The sequence below is a fragment of the Bradyrhizobium sp. Unk1 genome (genome assembly GCF_059512345.1).
This window is the reverse complement of the sequence record NZ_JCAMOP010000003.1, coordinates 350,333-371,424: the sequence shown is the minus strand read 5'-3', so window position 1 is coordinate 371,424 and position 21,092 is coordinate 350,333. Positions and strand designations below refer to the sequence as shown.

General features: G+C 64.8%; 17 protein-coding genes. 9 read left to right on the top strand and 8 right to left on the bottom strand.

The features are described 5' to 3' along the window. Window positions 1-152: 152 nt before the first annotated feature. On the top strand, window positions 153-1,547 hold the full coding sequence (locus tag AC5ZFO_RS05895) for an MATE family efflux transporter (RefSeq protein WP_282521590.1): 1,395 nt from the start codon (window positions 153-155) through the stop codon (window positions 1,545-1,547). A gap of 22 nt (window positions 1,548-1,569) precedes the next feature. Next, window positions 1,570-2,220, top strand: coding sequence for a 2-hydroxychromene-2-carboxylate isomerase (locus AC5ZFO_RS05890; protein WP_282521591.1), 651 nt, complete (start codon window positions 1,570-1,572; stop codon window positions 2,218-2,220). Window positions 2,221-2,768: 548 nt separating this feature from the next. Here the strand turns inward: AC5ZFO_RS05890 and AC5ZFO_RS05885 are convergent. Continuing rightward, window positions 2,769-3,884: an FUSC family protein gene (locus AC5ZFO_RS05885; RefSeq protein ID WP_282521592.1), complete on the bottom strand. Its 1,116-nt coding sequence runs from the start codon at window positions 3,882-3,884 to the stop codon at window positions 2,769-2,771. Between the two features lie 119 nt (window positions 3,885-4,003). On the opposite strand from AC5ZFO_RS05885, the gene AC5ZFO_RS05880 reads away from it, so the two are divergent. Next, window positions 4,004-5,371, top strand: coding sequence for an MmgE/PrpD family protein (locus AC5ZFO_RS05880; protein WP_028155377.1), 1,368 nt, complete (start codon window positions 4,004-4,006; stop codon window positions 5,369-5,371). A gap of 190 nt (window positions 5,372-5,561) precedes the next feature. Here the strand turns inward: AC5ZFO_RS05880 and AC5ZFO_RS05875 are convergent, their stop codons facing one another. The 3 genes from AC5ZFO_RS05875 to AC5ZFO_RS05865 form a co-directional block, all read right to left on the bottom strand. Further along, window positions 5,562-6,989, bottom strand: coding sequence for a serine hydrolase domain-containing protein (locus AC5ZFO_RS05875; RefSeq protein WP_282521593.1), 1,428 nt, complete (start codon window positions 6,987-6,989; stop codon window positions 5,562-5,564). A 142-nt stretch (window positions 6,990-7,131) separates the two neighbouring features. Next, window positions 7,132-8,196: a helix-turn-helix domain-containing protein gene (locus tag AC5ZFO_RS05870; RefSeq protein ID WP_282521832.1), complete on the bottom strand. Its 1,065-nt coding sequence runs from the start codon at window positions 8,194-8,196 to the stop codon at window positions 7,132-7,134. A 62-nt stretch (window positions 8,197-8,258) separates the two neighbouring features. After that, window positions 8,259-8,831 (bottom strand): GNAT family N-acetyltransferase, encoded by a 573-nt coding sequence (locus AC5ZFO_RS05865; RefSeq protein ID WP_282521594.1) that lies wholly within the window; start codon window positions 8,829-8,831, stop codon window positions 8,259-8,261. Window positions 8,832-8,895: 64 nt separating this feature from the next. Here AC5ZFO_RS05865 and AC5ZFO_RS05860 point away from each other — a divergent pair, with 64 nt between their 5' ends. The 3 genes from AC5ZFO_RS05860 to AC5ZFO_RS05850 all read left to right on the top strand — a co-directional run bounded on the left by AC5ZFO_RS05860 (window position 8,896) and on the right by AC5ZFO_RS05850 (window position 13,477). Then, window positions 8,896-9,813, top strand: a complete 918-nt coding sequence (locus AC5ZFO_RS05860; protein WP_282521595.1) for a pirin family protein — start codon at window positions 8,896-8,898, stop codon at window positions 9,811-9,813. 78 nt (window positions 9,814-9,891) lie between these two features. Then, window positions 9,892-10,806: a phosphoribosylaminoimidazolesuccinocarboxamide synthase gene (locus AC5ZFO_RS05855; protein ID WP_014490995.1), complete on the top strand. Its 915-nt coding sequence runs from the start codon at window positions 9,892-9,894 to the stop codon at window positions 10,804-10,806. Window positions 10,807-11,263: 457 nt separating this feature from the next. After that, entirely contained in the window at window positions 11,264-13,477 is a 2,214-nt protein-coding gene (locus AC5ZFO_RS05850; RefSeq protein WP_282521596.1) for a SulP family inorganic anion transporter, read from the top strand. A 95-nt stretch (window positions 13,478-13,572) separates the two neighbouring features. On the opposite strand, the gene AC5ZFO_RS05845 is transcribed toward AC5ZFO_RS05850, so the two are convergent. Continuing rightward, a complete protein-coding gene (locus tag AC5ZFO_RS05845; protein ID WP_496121652.1) occupies window positions 13,573-13,926 on the bottom strand; it encodes a nuclear transport factor 2 family protein in 354 nt (117 codons plus the stop codon). An 8-nt stretch (window positions 13,927-13,934) separates the two neighbouring features. Continuing rightward, a complete protein-coding gene (locus tag AC5ZFO_RS05840; protein ID WP_282521833.1) occupies window positions 13,935-14,843 on the bottom strand; it encodes an NAD(P)H-binding protein in 909 nt (302 codons plus the stop codon). A gap of 3 nt (window positions 14,844-14,846) precedes the next feature. Between AC5ZFO_RS05840 and AC5ZFO_RS05835 the strand changes: the two genes are divergently transcribed. Then, window positions 14,847-15,785: a helix-turn-helix transcriptional regulator gene (locus AC5ZFO_RS05835; protein ID WP_496121650.1), complete on the top strand. Its 939-nt coding sequence runs from the start codon at window positions 14,847-14,849 to the stop codon at window positions 15,783-15,785. A gap of 12 nt (window positions 15,786-15,797) precedes the next feature. On the opposite strand, the gene AC5ZFO_RS05830 is transcribed toward AC5ZFO_RS05835, so the two are convergent. Together AC5ZFO_RS05830 and AC5ZFO_RS05825 are read right to left on the bottom strand one after the other, a co-directional pair. Beyond that, on the bottom strand, window positions 15,798-17,291 hold the full coding sequence (locus tag AC5ZFO_RS05830; protein WP_282521598.1) for an NAD-dependent succinate-semialdehyde dehydrogenase: 1,494 nt from the start codon (window positions 17,289-17,291) through the stop codon (window positions 15,798-15,800). Between the two features lie 112 nt (window positions 17,292-17,403). Further along, window positions 17,404-17,724, bottom strand: coding sequence for a hypothetical protein (locus AC5ZFO_RS05825; RefSeq protein WP_028150598.1), 321 nt, complete (start codon window positions 17,722-17,724; stop codon window positions 17,404-17,406). A gap of 345 nt (window positions 17,725-18,069) precedes the next feature. Here AC5ZFO_RS05825 and AC5ZFO_RS05820 point away from each other — a divergent pair, with 345 nt between their 5' ends. Together AC5ZFO_RS05820 and AC5ZFO_RS05815 are read left to right on the top strand one after the other, a co-directional pair. Then, a complete protein-coding gene (locus tag AC5ZFO_RS05820) occupies window positions 18,070-19,263 on the top strand; it encodes a serine hydrolase domain-containing protein (protein WP_282521599.1) in 1,194 nt (397 codons plus the stop codon). A gap of 118 nt (window positions 19,264-19,381) precedes the next feature. Beyond that, window positions 19,382-21,076, top strand: coding sequence for an AMP-binding protein (locus AC5ZFO_RS05815; RefSeq protein WP_282521835.1), 1,695 nt, complete (start codon window positions 19,382-19,384; stop codon window positions 21,074-21,076). The last annotated feature ends 16 nt before the right edge of the window (window positions 21,077-21,092 follow it).

Here is a 21,092-nt window from a genome sequence, read left to right as displayed (position 1 = left end):
CGTCTGCTTAACCGCCATCGCTACCCTCCAAGGCTTTGCCCGAGGGAATCACAATTGACGAATTACGCAACAGGCCCACAAGGGGAGAGGGGAAGAGCCATCTCGCTTTCTGGGCCATGTTTTCGACGTGCGGCTGTGCTATTGCAACCGCCATGCTCGACACCGTGCAACCTCGTCCGCAGCCGCAAGCCGGCGTGCCGCAGAACCATCTCGCCGAAGAGTTCGTCGAGACGCTACGGCTGGCCGTGCCGCTGATGCTGACGCAGCTCGGGCAGATCGCGATGATCACGACCGATCTCGCGATGATCGGGCGGCTCGGCGAGGATGCGGTCGCGGCCGCCGCGCTGGCGCATACGGTTTATTTCGTCAGCTTCACCTTCGGGCTCGGATTGATGGCTGCGGTGTCGCCGCTGGCCGCGCAGGCGTTCGGCGCCGGCGACGTCAAGCGTATCCGCCGCTCGCTGCGCGCCGGCCTGTGGGTCGCACTCCTGATCTCGCTGCCGATGATGGCCTCGCCGCTCTATGGCGAGCGCATCTTGCTGGCGCTCGGACAGGCGCCGCAATCGGCCGCGCTCGCCCAGCGCTATCTGAACGGGTTGGCCTGGGGCATCGCGCCGGCACTCGGCTTCATCGCGTTGCGCAGCATGATGAGCGCGGTGAACCGGCCGCAGCCGCCGCTGTGGATCACCATTGCGGCAATCCCCGCCAACGCGGCCCTGGTCTATTGCCTGATGCACGGCCTGTTCGGCCTGCCGGAGCTCGGCCTGTTCGGCGCGGGGCTTGCGACCACGCTCGTCAATCTCGGCACCTTCCTCGCTGCGCTTGCCATTGCCGCATGGCGCAAGCCGTTCGCCGACTATCATCCGCTCGCCCATCTCTGGCGCATCGACTGGCCGCTGATGCGCCAGCTCGTCGCGATCGGCGCGCCGATCTCGTTCTCGCTGCTGATGGAATATGGCCTGTTCTCCTCCGCCGCACTGCTGATGGGACTGATCTCGACCACGGCGATCGCCGCGCACCAGATCGCGCTCCAGGTCAGCGTCGTGCTGTTCATGGTCCCGCTCGGCATCGGCATGGCAGCGACGGTGCGCGTCGGCCATGCCTTCGGCCGCGGCGACATGGTCGCTTTGAGACGCGCCGGCCTCGTCGCAGCCGTGCTCGGGATCGCGTTCGTCTCCGCCCTGACCGTCGCGGTCATCCTCGGCCGCTACGAGCTCGGACGGCTGTTCTTCGGCCGGAGCGAGGCCAGCGCGGCGACGGTCGAGCTGACGGCAACGCTGCTGCTGGTCGGCGCGACCTTCTTCATCGCCGACGGCCTCCAGACCATCGTGGGCGGCGCGCTGCGCGGCATCAATGACACCAAGATGACGCTGGTGTTCGCCGCGATCGGCTATTGGTGCGTCGCATTTCCCATCGCCTGGCTGCTGGCCTTCAACGCCGGGCTTGGCGCGGTCGGTGTCTGGATCGGTTTCTCGATCGGGACGTTCGTCTATGCCGGGCTCCTGATCTTGCGATTCCGCGAGCTGACGCGCAAACTGGCAGGATGATCGGGATCATGGAGCCGGTGCGATGACCCTGTCCGTGGACCTCTTCTACTCCTACCGCAGTCCCTTCAGCTATCTGGCGCTGCCGAAGACGCTCAAGCTCGTTGAAGAGTACGATCTCGCAGTGAACCTGCGGCCGGTCTATCCGCTCGCCGTCCGCGTGCCCGGCTTCTTCAAGAAAGCCAGCCCGAACTTCATTCGCTATGTGGTGCTCGACAGCACGCGCGTGGCGCAGCACGAGGGCATCCCGTTCCGGTTTCCCAGACCGGATCCGATCGTGCAGGACAAGACGACGTTCGATGTCGCCGCCGAGCAGCCCTACATCCACCGCCTGACCCGGCTGGGTGCCATGGCACAGCTCGAGGGACGCTCGCTCGCATTCACCGACGCGATCGCACGCGTGCTGTGGGACGGCTCGGTGGCGGGCTGGAACGAGGGCGATCACCTCGCCCGCGCCGCCGAGAAAGCCGGCTTCGATCTCGCCGCGATGGATGAATCGGTCAGCGCCGACCCCGATCGCTACGAGCGGGTGATCGCCGAGAACGAAAAGGACCACGCGGCCTCGGGCCATTGGGGCGTGCCGACCTTCGTGTTCGAGACCGAGCCGTTCTTCGGCCAGGACCGCATCGACCTGCTGGTCTGGCGCATGCAAAGCAAGGGCCTGGCACGGCGGTAGGCCTTTACGCACAAATACGCCAGCTCGGCTTTGCTCCCGAAAGTCGACGTTCAAGCCAACATCGATGCATGCCGCCCTCGGGCCAATTGCCGAAGTAATCGTGTCAAATCGGATACCGCCATTTCAAGGCTCGTCGCACGAGCAAGAGCGCCGCGAGCACGATGACCAAAATGACGAGATAGGCAGCGACGGCCCACCGCTCGTGTGGCAGGTAACTCGGGGCCATCATGAGCATCAAGAGCATGCATAGGAGTGCTGTTTGTGCGTAGAAGAGTGGCGAGCGCAGCATTCCCGTTGGTTTCAGTTCCGCGAACCGGTCGCCAGCGCACGTCGCGCGACGGTAAAGAAAGACTAAAACTGCGAAGGCGACAATCCAGGCCATACAACTGAGCTACCAGTGCCGGATTTAGGACACGTCAGCGCACGGCGGACAAAGCAATATAATGGTCCCTGATATCTGCCTTGGGTTATATTCCGCTGATCACAGCCAAGTCGGGCGACATCCGCCTTGCGGTCGGAAGACAACGTTTAACAGCTTAGTCCACGGCTCATTCCGCCACGCGCGCGGACTTGTCGGTCGAGGCTTCCGACCATTCGCCGACGACGCGATCGAGATCGCAGAGGTTCTGGTGCATCTGCTCCAGCGAGAAGCCGATCGCGAAGAAGCGCTCGGCGGTGTCGCCGGGGTGACCGCGGAGCAGGCCGTCATGACGGACGGCGGCGACGGCCTCGGCATAATGCTGGAGCGCGACGTGGACCGGATGGATCGCCGGCGCGCCGGCGCCCTCGCGCAAAGCAGCAGCGGCGGAGCGAAGGAATCGCGCGATCACGGTCGAGACTTCCGTCAGCGGGGCTGCAAGCCGCATCTGCACCTCGGCCGGCAGCGGCACCACCGTGGCACGGCCGATCATCACGACATCATGGCGCAGCCGCAGCACGGTGCGCAGCAGCGGGCCGGTGTCGGGCCCGCTCGACAGTCGCGCGGAGCGCTCACGCTCAGCTTCGGCGCCGATGGCATTCATGCCCACCATTGCCGTGCCGATGCCGTCCTGGATCCGGTGCAGCGCGTCGTTGTCGCGGCCGCGCGTGAGCCCCGCGAGCAGTTCGGTGAAGGCATCCGCAATCAGCTCGAGCAGCGTGGCCGCGCTGGCGCGGATCTGCCGCACGGCGCGCGACGGCAGCACCAGGAATGAGACCAGCAGGCCGGTGATGGCGCCGACCCCGACCTCGCTGACGCGGTCGATCGCCGACGCCAAGGGATCGGAATGATGTATGGTCGGAACCAGCAGCACGATGATGGCGGTCACCGTGGCGGCGTTCAGGCTTGGGTTGATCGCGGCCACGAAGGCGAGCGGCGCGACCGCCAGCACCAGCAGCCCCAACAAACCGGCTTCGGTCGAATAAGGGATCAGGATCGCGATGGCGCCGCCATAGAGGGCGCCGCCGATGGTGCCGAGCACGTAGTCGCGCGTCGCCTTCAGCGAGCGGCCGACGCTCATCTGGGTCACGATCAGCGAGGTCAGGACGGCCCAGAGCGGCAATAGCAGATGCAGCGCGGTAGCGATCGCATAGGCGGCCACCGCGGCCACCGTGACCCGGATCGCCAATCCGAGTTGCGTCCGCCGTGATCGGATCCGGTCGAACAGCTGTTTTGCAAATGCCATCGTCAGAAGTCCCGATCCCTTTGAAGCCAGGCAAAAGCATGGCTGATGCCCGCGGCCCCAAGGCCGCTTGAAAGGCCAAATCAGCCCGCCTAACTTGCGCGCCAAAACGAGGAAACACGATGGCTCACGAAACCGCAACGCTCGCCGCCTATGTCGTCAATCTGAAATACCAGGATATTCCGGCGGAGGTGCTGGATCGCGCCAAGGTGCTGACGCTGGACTTCCTCGGCAGCGCCATCCGGGCCCGCAGCGAGGCGGAATCCACACCCTCGATCCTGAAGATGCTCGAAGCGCTCGCGCTCGACACCAAGGGCGAGTCCACCGTGTTCGGCGACAGCAAGACCTGGACACCGGCGGTCGCGGCGCTGCTCAACGGCGCGCTCGGCCATTCCCTCGACTTCGACGACACCCACGCCGATTCCTCGCTGCATCCGAGCGCGCCGGTGGTTCCGGCCGCCTTCGCCGTCGGCGAGATGGTCGGCGCGTCAGGCCGCGACGTGCTGACCGCGATCGTCGCTGGCTATGAGGTCTGCTGCCGGCTCGGCAACGCGCTCGACCCGACCTCGCATTATGCGCGCGGCTTCCATCCGACCGCGACCGCCGGCACCTATGGCGCGGCGGCCGCCGCTGGCAAACTGTTCGGCCTGTCCGAGCAGCAGATCATCGCCGCCTTCGGCGTCTCAGGCAGCCAGGCCGCGGGCTCGCTGCAATTCCTCGTCAACGGCGCCTGGAACAAGCGCTACCAGGTCGGCGCCGCCGCGATGAATGGCGTGATCGCCGCGACGCTGGCGCGCAACGATTTCGTCGGCGCGACCGAATCGGTCGAGGGCAAGCACGGCCTGCTCGCCGGCTACACCGACGATGCGCATCCCGACAAGGCGGTGGCCGAGCTCGGCAAGACCTATGAGACGATGAAGATCGGCGTAAAACCGTATCCGAGCTGCCGCTACACCCATGCGGCGATCGACGCGCTGATCGCGATGCGGCGCGAGCACAATCTGACGCCGGACCAGGTCAAGCGCGTCGAGATCGGTTTGCATCGGAACGGCATCACGCTGACCGGCGATGCCGCGACCAAGCGGCATCCCACCTCGATCGTCGGCGGCCAGTTCTCGATGTTCTTCACCGGCGCGCTCGCGCTCGACCAGGGCTCGTTCGGCTGGGACGACTACAACCGCCTTGGGGACGCCGCCATCGACGCACTCGCCGACAAGTTCGACGTGGTGCAGGACGACCGCCTCGAGGTCGGCCGCACCCATCCGTTCGGCGCGCGCGTCAGCATCACGACGGACGATGGCGTGCATGAGCGGCTCTATGCCGATCCTTCCGGAGAGCCGAATTCTTTCCCCGATGCGCAGGCGATGCAGCAGAAGTTTCTGACGCTGGCACGCCCGGTGCTGAACGCGCGCGCGGAGAAGTTTGCGGACGCGATCATGACGCTGGAGCGGTTCGACCGCGTGGCGAAGGCCACGGAGCTGGGGAGGTAGGAGCCGCGGCGGCGGCCACTTACCCTCCCCTGGAGGGGGAGGGTCGGCTCATATTGAGCGCAGCGAAATATGAGACGGGGTGGGGTGACGGTCTCTCCGCGACGAACAGCGCCCGTGCGGAGAGTTCACCCCACCCCGCTCGCGCTGCGCGCGATCGACCCTCCCCCTCCAGGGGAGGGTAAGAAAGACCTCAATCCACCCCCGCCATTTTCCCCTTCTCGCGCGTGGCTGCCACCACATCCCGCACCAGGTCGAACACGCCGTCCGCTTCCGGCGGCCAGTTGGGCGAGCGGCCCAGCCGCACGATCACAAGCCGCTCCGACGGAATAACGATCGTGTACTGCCCGATCGTACCCTTGGCGAAGAAGGCATCGCGCGGCCAGCCGTGCTCGACGCGGAAATTCGCGCCAAAACTGTCGTCCCGGTTGGTCCAGAAGCCGGCGCCGATGCCGACCCAGGCATTCGGCGTGGCCGTGGCGGAGTAACTCACCCATCCCGCCGGCAAAATACGCTTGCCGCCGGCGACGCCGTCATCGAGATAGAGCTGGCCGAAGCGCCCCCAGTCGCGCGCGGAGGCCAGCATCTCGCTCGATCCCTCGATCGTGCCGGCGCCGTCGAGCTGGAGCGTGACGTGGCGCATGCCGAGCGGCGCGAACAATTCACGGCGCGCAAAGCGCAACGCGTCCGCAGGACTGCCGCCGGCGGCGTTGCGGATCAGGTGCGCGAGCATGATGGTGTTGCCGTCGTGATAATTCCACACCGTGCCCGGCGCGGTCGCAAGCGGCATGCTGGCGGCATAGGCGGCCATGTCGTCCTCGATGAATTTCATGCGATTGACCGGTTCGAAGGCGGAGCCGAGCGAAGCCTGCAACGAGCTGCCGAGCGCGAGGCCCGCGGTGTGCCGCAGCAGCTGGTCGACGGTGATGGCGTGGCGGGGATCGTCCGGGTTTTTCCAGGCGGCGACCGGCGCAGGCCCATCGAGCTTCAACTTGCCCTGGCGCACGAGAATGCCTGTTAGCGCCGAGATCACCGACTTCGTCATGGAGAAGCCGAGCAGGGGCGTCTCCGGCCCGACACCATCCGCATAACGCTCGGCGATGACGCGGCCTGACTTCATGATGACGATGGCGCGGGTGCGGCGGGCGGGCGGCTGGGAGGGTTCGGTGAAGGCGCGATCGAGTGCGGCTGATAGCCCCTCGCTTTGCGGCGGCACGACCGAAGGTCCCGCGATCTCGGGGAGCAATGCGGGCTGCTTGTCGTCGGCCGGCGGCGCGACGTCGGCGATATCAGCGCCGTGCTCGAGCGTGCAGCCCAGCCCCTCGCGATAGACGGCATGGCTGCGGCCGAGGCCGAACAGCGTCACGGTGACGTCCTTGCGCACCCGGTCGATCCGGTAGTCAATCGCCCAGGTGATCAGGCTAGTCCCGGGCATCGCGTCGGTGGTCTCGGCAAAAGTCCGCTGCGGATCGAGGCCAGAGACGAACGTCTCGGCGCAGAGGATGTCGGCGAGGAAGCCGGTGGCGACCTGCGGCGCGTTGCGCGCGCGAGCCGCGCCGAATGCGAGGCCGATACAGGCGATGGCGGTGGCGAGGAGGATGATCTTGCGGCGGCGGGTCACGGGCTTTCTCCGGCTGGGGCATGTGCCGGGAGGAAGCCGGAGCAGGCGGAGGAGTGCTCGCCGGATTTGGAAAATGGACTGGCTGAAACTGAACCGGGCTGGTCGATTCTGGAATTTCGGCGTGATTAGAAAGGCTTAGAACTTATGCCGCACTCACCTTGAGCCGCCGGTATTCCGTCGGCGTCACGCCCGTCACCGCCTTGAAGGCCCGGTTGAAGGGACCGAGCGACTGGAAGCCGGCATCCATCGCGATGGTGATGACGGGGACCTCGGCCTGCGCGGGATCGGCGAGCGCGGCCTTAGCTTCCTCGATCCGGTGGTTGTTCAGGAATACATTGAAATTGCGGTAGCCGAGCCGCTGGTTGATCAGCCGGCGCAGCCTGTATTCGGGAATTTTCAGCCGGCTCGCCAGCACGCCGATGGTGATGTTCTCCTGGCGATAGATCCGCTCGTCCGCCATCAGCCGCATCAGGGCATCGATCAGCTTCTGGTCGACGGCTTCATCGGTGGCTGCCGGATGGCTCAGAATGACCGCCGGCGTGATTCCCGTATTCGCCGGAAACAGGTCGGCGCCATCGACACGCATCATCGCGTAGGCGATGGCCGCGACGACGCAGGCCAGCACGCCGGCATTGATGGTGTTGGCGGCATTGCCGACGTCGCTGCCGGCGACGGCAATCTGGAGCAGCGCGTTCAGTCCGCCATAGAGCGCGGCGGCGCAGACGATGAAGACGCGGGCACGCCGCCGGCGCTCGACCAGGTCGGCCGGCCACGAGGCGATCGTCTGCCCCACAGCGAGCGCGATGAAGCCGAGCACGATCAGGTTCACCACGGTGACGGAGAACCGCACATGGCCGCCCGGCGCGATCCAGACGCACCCGGCGAAGCTGAAGGCCGTCACCAGTCCCCAGACCAGCCCGTGCCACCGGCGCAGGCGAAAATCGTCGTCGAACAGCGCGCGCGTGAACAGCCAGAACACCACGATGTTGCCGGTCGACAGCGCGATCAGCGGCGCATGCCAGGCCGGCACCAGCGACGTCACGCCGACCGAATAGCTCACCGCATGCGCGGCCGAGCCGAGCGCGAAGGCTGCGCCGAGGCGAGCCGCCAGCACGTTGCGGAAGTCCGAGAACAACGACGCCGCCAACACCAGCAGCAGCGCCACGGCGCCGGCGCGAAAGGCGAGTTCGAGATGGGCAAGCAGCATCCGGTCGACCCGATCGCGCACGCAGGCGCGTGACGCGAACCTAGTTCAGATCAAAGACCGATTCAATTTCGCCGGGTCCACGCGGCGCGCGACGTGATCCAGGCGTCGGCCGGCTTGCCGAACAGATCGATCTCGCGCTCCTTCCGGGCGCCCAGGCTGCGCGCCACGCCCTGCGACGGCGTATTCGTGCTCTCGATACAGTGCATGATCTCGTCGATCTCAAAGCTGTCGAACACCCAGTCGATCGATGCGCTGGCCGCTTCCACCGCATAGCCTTTGCCGCGGAATTCCCTGGCGATGCCCCAACCGACCTCGAAGCCGGGCCAGCCCGGCGGGCACCACGGACCAACCCGCCCGATGTAGCTGCCGCTCGATTTTTCCTCGACCGCAAACATGCCGAAGCCGTGGAGCGCCCAGTGTCCGGAGATCACGGCCGCGTTACGCCAGCCGGCAATCTCGGTCGTGACCGGCTTGCCGTCGGCGGCGATGAAGCGGGCGGTGCCGGGATCGGACAGCATCGCGGCGTTCGGTGCAATATCGCCCGCGCACCATGGCCGCAGGATCAAATGTTCCGTCTCGATTCTGGGGCCTGTGACCTCGAGCAGCCTGGCGCCTGGCTTGAGCGGTGGGATCATCGGTCTCCTCCCGTTCCCGACATTGTTCTGTTACGATCATACCAGCAAGAAACAGGAGACCACCATGAGCTGGCAACCCTCGAACGATCCCGTGCTCGGCGATCCCATGTCCTGCGATGCGCTCGATCTCGTCATCGTGCCGCGCACCCGCGACCTCGGCGACGGATTCGTGGTGCGGCGCGCGCTACCGCATGGCAGGCGGCAGATGGTCGGGCCCTACATCTTCTTCGATCATTTCGGCCCGGTGCAGTTCGTCTCCGGCAAGGGCATGGATGTGCGGCCGCATCCGCATATCGGGCTTGCCACCGTCACCTACCTGTTCGACGGCTCCATCATGCATCGCGACAGCGAGGGCAACGTCCAGGAGATCGCACCCGGCGCGATGAACTTGATGACCGCAGGCCGCGGCATCGCCCATTCCGAGCGTACCCCGGACGCGCAACGCGCCTCGGGCCAGCAGATGCTCGGCCTGCAAAGCTGGATCGCACTACCGGCCGGATCCGAAGAGATCGCGCCGTCGTTCCAGCATTACGGCGCCGGCGATCTGCCGATGATTTCCGAGCGCGATTTTACCGCGCGGGTGATCGCGGGCTCCGCCTTCGGCATCACCTCGCCGGTTACGATGGTCTCGCCCTGGTTCTACACCGAGGTCACGGCGGTCGCGGGCGCCAGCGTGCCGCTCGACCCCGACCACGAGGAGCGCGCGATCTATGTCGTCGACGGCGAGGTCGAGATCGCGAACGAGCGGTACGAGGGGCCGCGGCTCCTGATCTTCCGGCCCGGCGACCGCATCACCGTGAAGGCGTTGAAAGCGACGCGCATGATGTTTCTCGGTGGCGATGCATTGGAAGGCCCGCGCCATATCTGGTGGAATTTCGTCTCCTCCAGCAAGGAGCGGATCGAGCAGGCCAAGGAGGACTGGAAAACCGGCCGCTTCGCCGGGGTTCCGCAGGAACATGAGTTCATTCCGCTGCCGGAATAGGCTATCCCGATTTAGGCCGTACCATCCAGTGCGGCCTGAATCTCCTGTCCGATGGACTTGTCTGCGAAGGCCCTGCCGATGACCGCCATGCTCTCCAGCGACCTGCCCCTACCCAAGATCGGACGCGGCAAGGTGCGCGATATCTACGCCGTTGACGACGACCGCCTGCTGCTGGTCACCACCGACCGCATCAGCGCCTTCGACGTCGTGATGGGCGAGACCATCCCGATGAAGGGCGCGGTGCTGACCCAGATCAGCGCATTCTGGTTCAACGAGCTCGAAGGCGTGGTGCCGCATCACATGATCAGCGCCGACGCCGACGAGATCATTGCCGCCGTGCCGGCCTTGAAGCCGCATCGCGCCGAGATCCTCGGCCGCGCCATGCTGTCGCGCCGCACCACCGTCTTCCCGATCGAATGCGTGATCCGCGGCTACCTCTCGGGCTCCGCCTGGAAGGAATATGCCGCCAGCGGCACGTTGGCCGGCGAGAAGCTGAAGGCGGGCCTCGTCGAGAGCGAGAAGCTCGCGCCGTCGATCTTCAGCCCGGCGACCAAGGCCGAGACCGGCCATGACGAGAACATCACCATCGCGAAGATGCGCGAAGTCGTCGGCGACGAGGTCGCCTACACGCTCGAGAGCATGACGCGCGCGGTCTATACGCTCGGCGAGGAGCTCGCCCGCGAACAGGGCATCATCATCGCCGACACCAAGTTCGAGTTCGGCCGCGACAAGGACGGCCGCATCATCCTGATCGACGAAGTCATGACGCCGGATTCTTCGCGGTTCTGGGCCGTCGATGCCTACAAGCCCGGCCAGCCGCAGGCGAGCTTCGACAAGCAGCCGTTGCGCGATTATCTCGACGTCGAGCGCCACGCCGGCCGCTGGAACGGCGACGCGCCGCCGCCCCCGCTGCCCGCCAGCGTCGTGGATGCAACCAGCAAGCGCTATCTGGAAGCGTATCGGCGCGTGACGGGGAAAGAGCTGAAGATCTAAGCCCGGCTGTTTCGTCTCGCTCCGTCATTGCGAGCGAAGCGAAGCAATCCAGAATCTCTCTGCGGTACCGGTCTGGATTGCTTCGTCGCTTCGCTCCTCGCAATGACGGGATTGGAAAGCTGTCCGCTACACCCTCAACTGTCATCGCCCGGCTTGACCGGGCGATCCAGTATTCCAGAGATGGCGATGGGATACGGAGAGGCCGCGGCGTACTGGATTCCCCGCTTTCGCGGGGAATGACAGCGGTGGGTGTGGAACGGCTTTCTGGCACAACATCGAATGTTGCGGCGCAGGCTTCGTTTTTTCCGTCCACCATATGGTTGACCATTCACACGTCGTGAACGGAGATCCTCACCGCAGAACTGTCGGATATTTCACAGTTACAAGAATCCAGTTGCGCTAAGCCCGTACTCGTCTACGTCTCGGGACGGGACTTTTCAGGGGCGAGCGCAACGGCGTGACCGATCCAGCAATTATTTTCAGTCCGGCTTCGCGATTCAATCCGGCCCTCAAGCGTGCGTTGAATGATATATTGGGCGGAACGGCGGCCAGCGTCCTGACCGTCACCTTCGGGCTGTCCTATTCGCTGCTGATCTTCGCCGGGCCGCTCTCGCCTTACCTGTCTTACGGAATCACGGCGACTTTCGTCAGCTCCGCGGTGCTTGCGGTCGTCATCGGGCTCGGCAGCTCCCTGCCCTTCGCAATTGGTGCTCCCGACAGCTCGACCGCGGCGGTGACGGGAATTCTGGCGGCCTCGGTGGTCGAGCGCCTCGAGACGGCGAACCTGTCGGGACCGCTGCTCTCGCCGGTTCTCATCACGCTCGGCCTGTCGACGGTGCTGACCGGATTGGTGCTGTGCGGATTGGGCCTGACGCGGCTGGGCCGCGCCATCCGCTACGTGCCCTATCCCGTCGTCGGCGGCTTCCTCGGCGCCACCGGACTTCTCATCGCCCTGGGCGCGGTGCGGGTGATCACCAACCACCCGCTCCAGTTCACGACGCTGCCGCACTTCGCCAACGGCACCACATTGCTGGAACTGGGCGCCGCCTGCGCGATGGCGCTGGTGCTGTACCTGACCTGGCATCGCTCGCGCAGCCCGTTCGGACTGCCGATCATCCTGGTCGGCGGCGTGCTCACGGCGCATCTGGCGTTCTGGATCACCGGCGTTTCATTCGATCACGCCCGCGCCCTGGGCTGGACGTTTCAGCCGCCGCCGCAGGCGGTCTTCGTGCTGCCCTGGCACACCGACGATCTCGCCCACTATCCCTGGTTTGCCGTGCCGGACCTGCTCGGCAACGTGGTTGCCGTCATCTTCGTCACGGCCTCCAGCACGCTGTTCAACACCACCGGCATCGAGGTCGCCGTGCATCGCGAGGCCAATCTGGAGCGCGAGCTGAACGTCACCGGCGCCGCCAATATCCTGACCGGCATGCTGGGTGGCTATGCCGGCTGCAGCTCGATCAGCCGCTCGATCCTCAATTTCTCCAGCGGCGGCCGCGGGCGCCTGTCCGGCCTGACCGTCGCGGCACTGTCCCTGCTGATGCTTGCCGTCGCGCCCGATCTGCTCGGCTTCATCCCGAAATTCGTCATCGGCGGCCTCCTGCTCTATCTCGGCGCCGACCAGCTCCACAAATGGATCATCGAGTCGCGCAAGCGGCTGTCGAAGCTCGAATATCTCTCCCTGATCGCCATCATCGTCATCATCGTGACCTGGGGCTTCGTGCCGGGCATCCTGATCGGCGTGATCATCGGCTGCGCGACGTTTGCGTTCAGCGCCGCACGGGTGGAGTCGATCAAATACAGTTTCGACGGCTCGGAATATCGCTCTTCGCTCGACCGCTCGCGCGACGACCAGGACGTGCTGCTGGCCCATGGCGGCAACATCCAGGGCCTGAACTTGCAGAGCTATCTGTTCTTCGGCTCCGCCAACCGGCTCTACCAGCACGTCAAGCAGCTGCTCCAGGAGCGCCCGGAGTGCCGCTATCTGCTGTTCGACTTCAAGCTCGTCACCGGCGTCGACTCCTCGGCCGCCTACAGCTTCGCCCAGATCAAACGCAGCGCGCATGACCTCGGCGTCGAGCTGATCCTGGTGCACCTGTCGGCGGCGGCCGAGAAGGTGCTGCGCTCCAGCGACTTCGTCGGCGAGGGCGTCACCATCATCGGCGAGCTCGATCATGCGCTGGAATGGTGCGAGAACGAACTCATCTCGCAGCATCAGGGGCTGGTGCAGGAAGAAGCCAGTTTGCGCGACTGGTTCACGGGGATACTGGACAGCGAGGCCGACGCCGACGCGCTGATCCACCGCTGCCAGCGCCTCGAGGTCGAGGCCGGCGACATCATCGTGCAGGCCGGCGACCCCGCCGATTCCATGCATTTCATCCTCGACGGCCGCGTCGGCATCATGGTCCCCGCCGACGACCGCACCACGCGCGTGCGCAGCCTGGGGCGCTACACCACGATCGGCGAGATGGGACTGGTATCGAACACGCCGCGCAGCGCTACGATCCAGGCCGAGGTCGCCAGCGTGCTCTATGTGCTCAACACGCACCAGTTCGATGCGATCAGGGACGAGGACCCCGCGCTCAGCCACAAGCTGCTGACCTATTTCGTATCGGTCATGGCCGAGCGGCTGACGTTCGCGAACAGGACGATCGCGGTGCTGCGGCGGTAGGGCCGCCGTAGCCCGGATGGAGCGAAGCGCAATCCGGGATCTCTCATACCGCTCAAAAGTCCCGGACTTCGCTTCGCTCCATCCTGGCTACGAGGCTATTGCTGCGGCGGATTTACAAATCCATGAAGCTGCCGAATGCGGTCACCATCCAGCACCGCCATGTCGACGCCTGTGGCGGCAGGTGTTGCGGCTCCGGGCGCAGCCAGCGTCCAGCCGAACAGGACCTGATCGTGATGCGCGTTTACGTGACCTGCGAGGGTAAAGCGGAGATCCGGAAGTCTCGCCTGCAAGGCTTCCACCAGGCGCTCGATCGCATCCTTTCCAGCAACCGAGTCATTCGGATCGATATAGACGCACGCGTCGCTGAAGACTCCGTCGATCAGCAACCGGCGCTTCCCGACATCTCTCTCGTTCCAGACCGCGATGTAGTTCTGGACGAGATTGGTCACCTGTTCGCTCATTTTGTTTCCTTCCCTGTCACATCCATGCCTGCCACTTGCGAAAGTGTGTCGCGGACCATCGTGTCCAGACTGCTCGCGGTCACGCCCAGCAGTTTCTCGGTATCGCCGGCATCGAGCAAAAGCGGCTTTTCGAACAAATAGGCCATCTCGATCCCTTCGCTGAAGCCGATGCCTTCCAGGTCAGCCGGGGCGAGCCGCGACAGACCAGGAACGTCGATCTTCAACGCGGCTGCGAATCTCTGTACCAGTTCGCGCACCGACGCCGACTGTGACGGCACGTGAAAGGCGCGGCCCCATTCTCCGGTGAAGCGCGACGCCGCGACCAGCGTCTTCGCCGTGTCCTTGGTGAAAGACCAGGCATGCGCGGCATCCGGATCGCCGAGGAAGGCAACCGGCTCGCTCCTAAGCAGCGACGGCAACGCCAGCAGGGAAAAATAGGCGACTGCGCCGTCGCCGAGATAATCGCTCGCCCGCACTTCAAGGGCGGGAACGCTCGATCGCAACGCACGCTGCCACATGATGTGCCGGGTCGTACCCTTTCGGGTGGTCGGGTCCGGCTCCAGGTCCGGCGTGAGAGGGCTCGCAGCCCCCGCGCCATAGCCGTAGACATTCCCGACCACGAGCAGCCTGGCACCAACCTGCTCCGCCGCCTTGACCGTTCCGTCCATGATCGGAAAGAAGTCGGTCGGCCAACGATGATAGGCCGCCATGGCGCACATGAAGATCGCATCCGCGCCCTTGCTGAGGGCCGCCAGCTGTGCGGCATCGGTGGCATCCGACGAAACCGTACGCACATCGCCGGCATTGAGCGATCCGGCATTCCTGCTGGTCAGGATGACGCTGTGCCCCTCTTCCGCAAGAAGGCGCGCGGCTTCGCGCCCGACCGGGCCGGCTCCGACAATCACGTAATGACTCACTTGGCATCCTCATTTGCCACGAAACGACAGATGAGTTCTTTGACGTCGGCGCCGTTGAAAATCGCGCACGATGCGCCAAATATCGAACACGTTCCGCCAAGATCTGGAGCCTGGCCCATGCGTGCGAGATCGAGTTCGGCGTCAACATCGGCCGGCACCACCGCCGCGGCTAGGCGAACCGAGCCAGATTCCGTCGCGCTGGAGCCGATCGGCGATCACCGGATCATCATCCATCTCAGTCCCGCGACGCGCTCACTTTGTCTCGAGACCGGCGCCAAGTTTCTGCGTCAGGCCGGCGATATCGATGTGATTCCGTCCGGCGCCATCGGAGGCTTCGTGGCTGAGACGCCCTACCAGTCGCTTCAGATCCGGCTCGCACCAAGCATGCTGGACCATGCCGCATCAAGGAGTCGACAATTGGCAGCCGCCCGACTCACGCATCATCATATGTTGCGGAATGACCGCATCTTTCTGCTTGGACAGGCTCTCGAAAGCGACGTGAAAGCGGGCTCGCCGAGCGGTCCGCTGTTTGCCGAAAACGTGGGAATGGCAATGGCGGTCGAATTGATCAACCTGGCGAATGATCCGCCGGGAGAGGCCATCCGCCTCTCGAACGCGCAGCTCCAGAGAGTCCTGACCTATATCGATGCAAATCTCGACCAGCCGCTCACCATCGACATTCTCAGCCGCGAGGCCGGCGTCAGCAGCTCGCATCTACGGACCTGGTTCAAGGCGGCCATGGATGTCACGATTCATCGCTACATCCTGAGAAGGAAAGTGGAGCACGCACGCCAGCTCCTCCTTCAAGGCGATCGCAAGCTAAGCGATGTTGCCCTCGAAGCGGGCTTTGCCCATCAGTCTCATCTGGCCAAATGGATGCGACGCGAGCTCGGACGCAGTCCCAGCGAACTGCGTCGAAGCAAGGACTGATCGGCGAGGGTCTCACACCCCCGCCATCATCACGTATTTGATCTCGACATATTCTTCCATGCCGTGACGGGAGCCTTCGCGGCCCAGGCCGCTTTCCTTGACGCCGCCGAAGGGGGCGACTTCGGTCGTGATCAGGCCGGTGTTGACGCCGACCATGCCTGACTCAAGCGCTTCGGCGACGCGCCAGACGCGGCCGAGATCGCGGGAGTAGAAGTAGGAGGCGAGCCCGAACGGCGAGGCGTTGCACATCGCGATGACATCGGCCTCGTCCTTGAAGCGGATCACCGGCGCGAGCGGACCAAACGTTTCTTCCTGCGCCACCAGTGAGTCCGGCTTGACGTCGGCAAGCACCGTCGGCTCGAAGAAGGAGCGTCCGAGCTCGCTGCGCTTGCCGCCGGTCACGACCTTGGCGCCGCGCTTGACGGCGTCCGCGATATGGCGCTCGACCTTGTCGACCGCTTTCAAATTGATCAGCGGGCCCTGCGTGACGCCGCTCTCGATGCCATCGCCGATCTTCATCGCCGCGACCTTCTTCGAGAGCTTTTGCACGAACTCGTCGTAGATCTTGTCCTGGGCGTAGAGGCGGTTGGCGCAGACGCAGGTCTGGCCCATGTTGCGGTATTTCGAGACGATCGCGCCTTCGACCGCGGCATCGATATCGGCGTCGTCGAACACCACGAACGGCGCGTTGCCGCCGAGCTCGAGGCCGAGCCGCTTCACGCCGACGGAAGCCTGCTGATAGAGGATCTTGCCGACCGCGGTCGAGCCGGTGAAGCCGACGAAGCGCACCGCCGGGTGCTCGCACAGCACCTTGCCTATCGGCGGCGCGTCACCGGTGATGATGTTGAGCACGCCCTTGGGCACGCCGGCCTTCTCGGCGAGCACGGCCAGCGCCAGCGCCGACAGCGGCGTCTCGTTGGCGGGCTTCAGCACCACGGTGCAGCCGGCCGCCAGCGCCGGCGAAACCTTCCGGGTAATCATCGAGTTCGGGAAATTCCACGGCGTGATGGCGCCGCAGACGCCGATCGGCTGCTTGATCGCGAGCAGGCGCGCATCGGGCCGCTGCGTCGGGATGGTCTCGCCATAGACGCGACGGGCTTCCTCGGCGAAGAACTCGATATAGGCGGCACCGATATCGACCTCGCCGAGCGCCTCGGAGAGCGGCTTGCCCTGCTCGGAGGTGAGGATCAGCGCGAGGTCCTCACGGTTGGCAATGATCAGCTCGAACCATTTGCGCAGGATGTTGGAGCGCTGCTTGGCGGTGTGCTTGGCCCAGGCCGGAAAGGCGCGCTCGGCGGCTTCGACCGCCTTGGTCGTATCGTCCGCACCAAGCTGCGGGACTTTCGCGAGCTCGATGCCGGTCGCGGGATTGTTCACCGCGAAGACCGGCGAGCCGACCCAGGCGCCGTCGATGTAGCAGGCCTCCTTCAGCAACGACGGATCCTTCAACCGGTCGCGCAGATTGGACGTAGCTTGCGGGGCGCGTGCGGCGGCAGTCGGGGTCATGGCGTTACTCCTCGGGGCGCGATCGGATTGGCCCCAAATATAGGGACAGACGGCGGGCAATGCACCGTCCCGCAACGCACATCTGCTGGGAGTTAAAGTGGCAACGGCGCGGTTATGCCGCGCCACTCATATAGGTCTCGCGCCGGCCGATCATGCGCTCGGCGGCAGCCTTGGCGTCGGCCTTCGAGGACGTCGCGCACGTCCGGTATTCGAGATCGGGAACGTCGGAGGTGTCGCGGCGGCCGAACCAGGATTTCGAGCCGACCGGCAGCAGCGCCAGCGCCTGTGCCAGATTGTCGACGGCGCCGAACGAATAGAGCGCGCCGGTGCCGGCGATCCGGACCTCGTAGATGCCGGGCGAAATCGGCGCCTCGAGATTGTCGCCCCGTCCGGGACGGGGATAGCGCTTCCATTCGCTCCAGGTCGAAATCATCTGAGGTCCCCCGCGGTCGTGACCGACCGCCAATATTTGCATCAAGTCTTAACGTTGGCCGTCGATTGGCCGCATGCGGAAACGCCGCAACGCACAAAATGTTTCAAGTGCTTCAAACACGTGAAACATATCGCCAGAGCCCATCCACGGTCACGGTGAGTTGCGGCCATCCACCGCAGATTGTGACGGAGTGTTGCAGTTCAGCCCTCTCTCGTCCTGTGCAGACCACCGACCGTCAAGTCACGACATCGCGACCGGCGCGGGCATCTGGACGCGCTTGCCGCGCGGACCGTGCAGGAGGACAATCATTCGCTTCCAACAATAATCAAACCGGAGGAAACGCGTATGCAAAGCAAAGCCCAGATCGACGAGATCCTGCGCCAGAAGAGCGACGCCAAGGAGATTCCCGGCGTCGTCGCGATCGCCGCCAGCGGCAGCGACGTGATCTATCAAGGCGCGTTCGGCAAGCGCGACCTGTCCAAGCCCGATGCGATGACAGCGGACAGCGTGTTCTGGATCGCCTCGATGACGAAAGCCGTAACGAGTGCGGGCGCGATGCAGCTCGTCGAGCAGGGCAAGCTGTCGCTGGATGCGCCGATCGGTTCGGTGCTGCCCGACCTCGCCAAGCCGCAGGTGCTCGAGGGTTTTGATGCCAAGGGCGAGCCGAAGCTGCGACCGGCGAAGGGCGCGATCACGCTGCGCCAGCTCATGACCCACACCGCCGGCTTTTGCTACGACATGTGGAATGCCGATTTCGGCGCCTACATGGAGAAAACCGGAACGCCCGGGATTATCACCTGCCAGAACGCCGCACTGAAGACGCCGATCATGACCGATCCCGGCACGCGCTGGGAATACGGCACCAATATCGATTTCGTCGGCAAGGCCGTGGAAGCGGTCAGCGGCAAGCGGCTTGACGCATATCTGCGCGACAATCTGTTCGCCCCGCTCGGCATGAGCAACACCGGCTTCAAGATCACCGACGACATGCGCAAGCGGCTGGTCGGCATGCATGCGCGCGGCGAGGACGGCCAGCTTGGCGCGATTCCGTTCGAGCTCGAGCAGAACCCCGAATTCCACATGGGTGGCGGCGGCCTCTATTCGACCGCGGCGGACTACATCAAGTTCACCCAGATGGTTTTGAACAAGGGCCGCGGCAACGGCAATCAGGTGCTGAAGGCCGAGACGATCGCCATGATGGGCCAGAACCAGATGGGCGATCTCAACATGACCAAGCTGGCGACGGCGGCGCCGATCTACACCAACGACGTCGATCTCTATCCGGAGCAGGCGAAGAAATGGGGCCTCAGCTTCATGATCAACACCGCCAAGACGGCGGAAGGCCGCAGCGCGGGCAGCCTCGCCTGGGCGGGCCTCGCCAACACCTATTACTGGATCGACCCGGCGCGCGACGTCACCGGCGTGATCCTGATGCAGCTGTTGCCGTTCGCGGACGGAAAGTGCCTTGAGACGTTCGCAGGCTTCGAGCGTGGTGTGTATGCCGGGCTCGATGCCGGCAGCGGGAAGAAGGCGGCCTAACCCCTTAGTATGAGGCGCGCGGCGTCGCGCGCCTTCGCTGCAATGGATAACCTCGTGCCAAGGCCATCGGCTTCAGGCACGAGGCAAGAGCTTTGAGGAGACGAGCTTGGCGGACAATTTGGCTGACAAAGCCGACAGCTATGTTTGCGGCATCTCGGACACGCCGCTGCTCGGCGAAACCATCGGTCGCAGCCTCGACCGCGCTGTGCGGCGCTGGGGCCATCGCGAGGCGCTGGTCTCGCCAAGCCACGACGTCAGGTGGACCTGGACGGAATTTGCCGAACGGGTCGACGCGCTCGCCGCCGGCTTTCTCGCGCTCGGCCTCGAGCGGGGGCAGCGGATCGGCATCTGGTCGCTGAACCGGCCGGAATGGACGCTGACCCAGTTCGCCGCCGCCAAGGCCGGCCTGATCCTGGTGACGATCAATCCCGCCTACCGCTTGAGCGAGCTGGAGTTCGCGCTGCGCAAGGTCGGCTGTAAGGCGATCGTCACGGCGACCGCGTTCAAGACCAGTCATTACATAGAGATGCTCAACACGCTGCTGCCGGAACTGGCCGGCGCCAAGCCCGGACAACTAAACGCAGCGCGACTGCCGGACTTGCGGATGGTGATCCAGATCGGTGGCCCCGTAGCACCAGGCACGATCCCGTTCGAAGAGGTCGCGCGCATCGGCGGAGCGCAGCATCGCGAGCAGCTCACTGCACTCGGCGCTGCCTTGCAATTCGACGATCCCGTCAACATCCAGTTCACCAGCGGTACCACGGGATCGCCCAAGGGCGTGACGCTGACGCACCACAATATCCTCAACAACGGCTATTTCACCGGACGTGCGATGCACCTGACCGAGCAGGATCGCATCTGCATTCCGGTGCCGCTCTATCATTGCTTCGGCATGGTGATGGGCAACCTCGCCTCCGTCACGCTCGGCACGACGATGGTTTATCCCGGCGAGGGTTTCGATCCGCTCGCGACGCTGCGCGCGGTCGAGCAGGAAAAGTGCACGGCGCTATACGGCGTGCCGACGATGTTCATCGCGGAGCTCGACTACCCCGAATTCCCGAAGTTCGACCTGACATCGCTGCGCACCGGCATCATGGCGGGCGCGCCCTGCCCGATCGAGGTGATGAAGCGCGTCAACACCGAGATGAACATGCGCGAGGTCACCATCGCCTATGGCATGACCGAGACCAGTCCGGTCAGCTTCCAGAGCGCGACGGACGACCCGCTCGAACGGCGCGTCTCGACCGTCGGACGGATCCATCCGCATGTCGAGGTCAAGGTCGTCGATCTCGAGGGCAGGATCGTCAAGCGCGGCGAACGCGGCGAGCTCTGCACCCGCGGCTACAGCATCATGCTGGGTTATTGGGAGGAGAAGGAAAAGACGGCGGACGTGCTCGATGCCAATGGCTGGATGCACACCGGCGATCTCGCCACCATCGACGATGAAGGCTATTGCAACATCGTCGGCCGCATCAAGGATCTGGTGATCCGCGGCGGCGAGAACCTCTATCCGCGCGAGATCGAGGAATTCCTGTATCGCCACCCCAAGATTCAGGACGTGCAGATTTTTGGCGTGGCAGACGCCCGCTATGGCGAGGAGCTCTGCGCCTGGATCAGGGTCAGGCCGGGCGAGACGCTGACGGCCGAAGAGGTCCGCGCGTTCTGCGACGGCCAGATCGCGCACAACAAGATCCCGCGTTATGTGGAGTTCGTCGACGAGTTTCCGATGACCGTGACCGGCAAGATCCAGAAATTCGTGATGCGCGATGCGGTGGAGCAGCGGTTGGGATTGAAGGCGGCGAAGACGGCGTGAGCTGAGTGCTCTCGCC

What these genes read in the sequence shown, in the direction of transcription:
- AC5ZFO_RS05895 (WP_282521590.1), top strand. Translation starts at nt 153, where the DNA reads ATGCTCGACACCGTGCAACCTCGTCCGCAGCCGCAAGCCGGCGTGCCG.
- AC5ZFO_RS05890 (WP_282521591.1), top strand. Translation starts at nt 1,570, where the DNA reads ATGACCCTGTCCGTGGACCTCTTCTACTCCTACCGCAGTCCCTTCAGC.
- AC5ZFO_RS05885 (WP_282521592.1), bottom strand. Translation starts at nt 3,884, where the DNA reads ATGGCATTTGCAAAACAGCTGTTCGACCGGATCCGATCACGGCGGACG.
- AC5ZFO_RS05880 (WP_028155377.1), top strand. Translation starts at nt 4,004, where the DNA reads ATGGCTCACGAAACCGCAACGCTCGCCGCCTATGTCGTCAATCTGAAA.
- AC5ZFO_RS05870 (WP_282521832.1), bottom strand. Translation starts at nt 8,196, where the DNA reads ATGCTGCTTGCCCATCTCGAACTCGCCTTTCGCGCCGGCGCCGTGGCG.
- AC5ZFO_RS05865 (WP_282521594.1), bottom strand. Translation starts at nt 8,831, where the DNA reads ATGATCCCACCGCTCAAGCCAGGCGCCAGGCTGCTCGAGGTCACAGGC.
- AC5ZFO_RS05860 (WP_282521595.1), top strand. Translation starts at nt 8,896, where the DNA reads ATGAGCTGGCAACCCTCGAACGATCCCGTGCTCGGCGATCCCATGTCC.
- AC5ZFO_RS05855 (WP_014490995.1), top strand. Translation starts at nt 9,892, where the DNA reads ATGACCGCCATGCTCTCCAGCGACCTGCCCCTACCCAAGATCGGACGC.
- AC5ZFO_RS05835 (WP_496121650.1), top strand. Translation starts at nt 14,847, where the DNA reads ATGACTCACTTGGCATCCTCATTTGCCACGAAACGACAGATGAGTTCT.
- AC5ZFO_RS05830 (WP_282521598.1), bottom strand. Translation starts at nt 17,291, where the DNA reads ATGACCCCGACTGCCGCCGCACGCGCCCCGCAAGCTACGTCCAATCTG.
- AC5ZFO_RS05825 (WP_028150598.1), bottom strand. Translation starts at nt 17,724, where the DNA reads ATGATTTCGACCTGGAGCGAATGGAAGCGCTATCCCCGTCCCGGACGG.
- AC5ZFO_RS05820 (WP_282521599.1), top strand. Translation starts at nt 18,070, where the DNA reads ATGCAAAGCAAAGCCCAGATCGACGAGATCCTGCGCCAGAAGAGCGAC.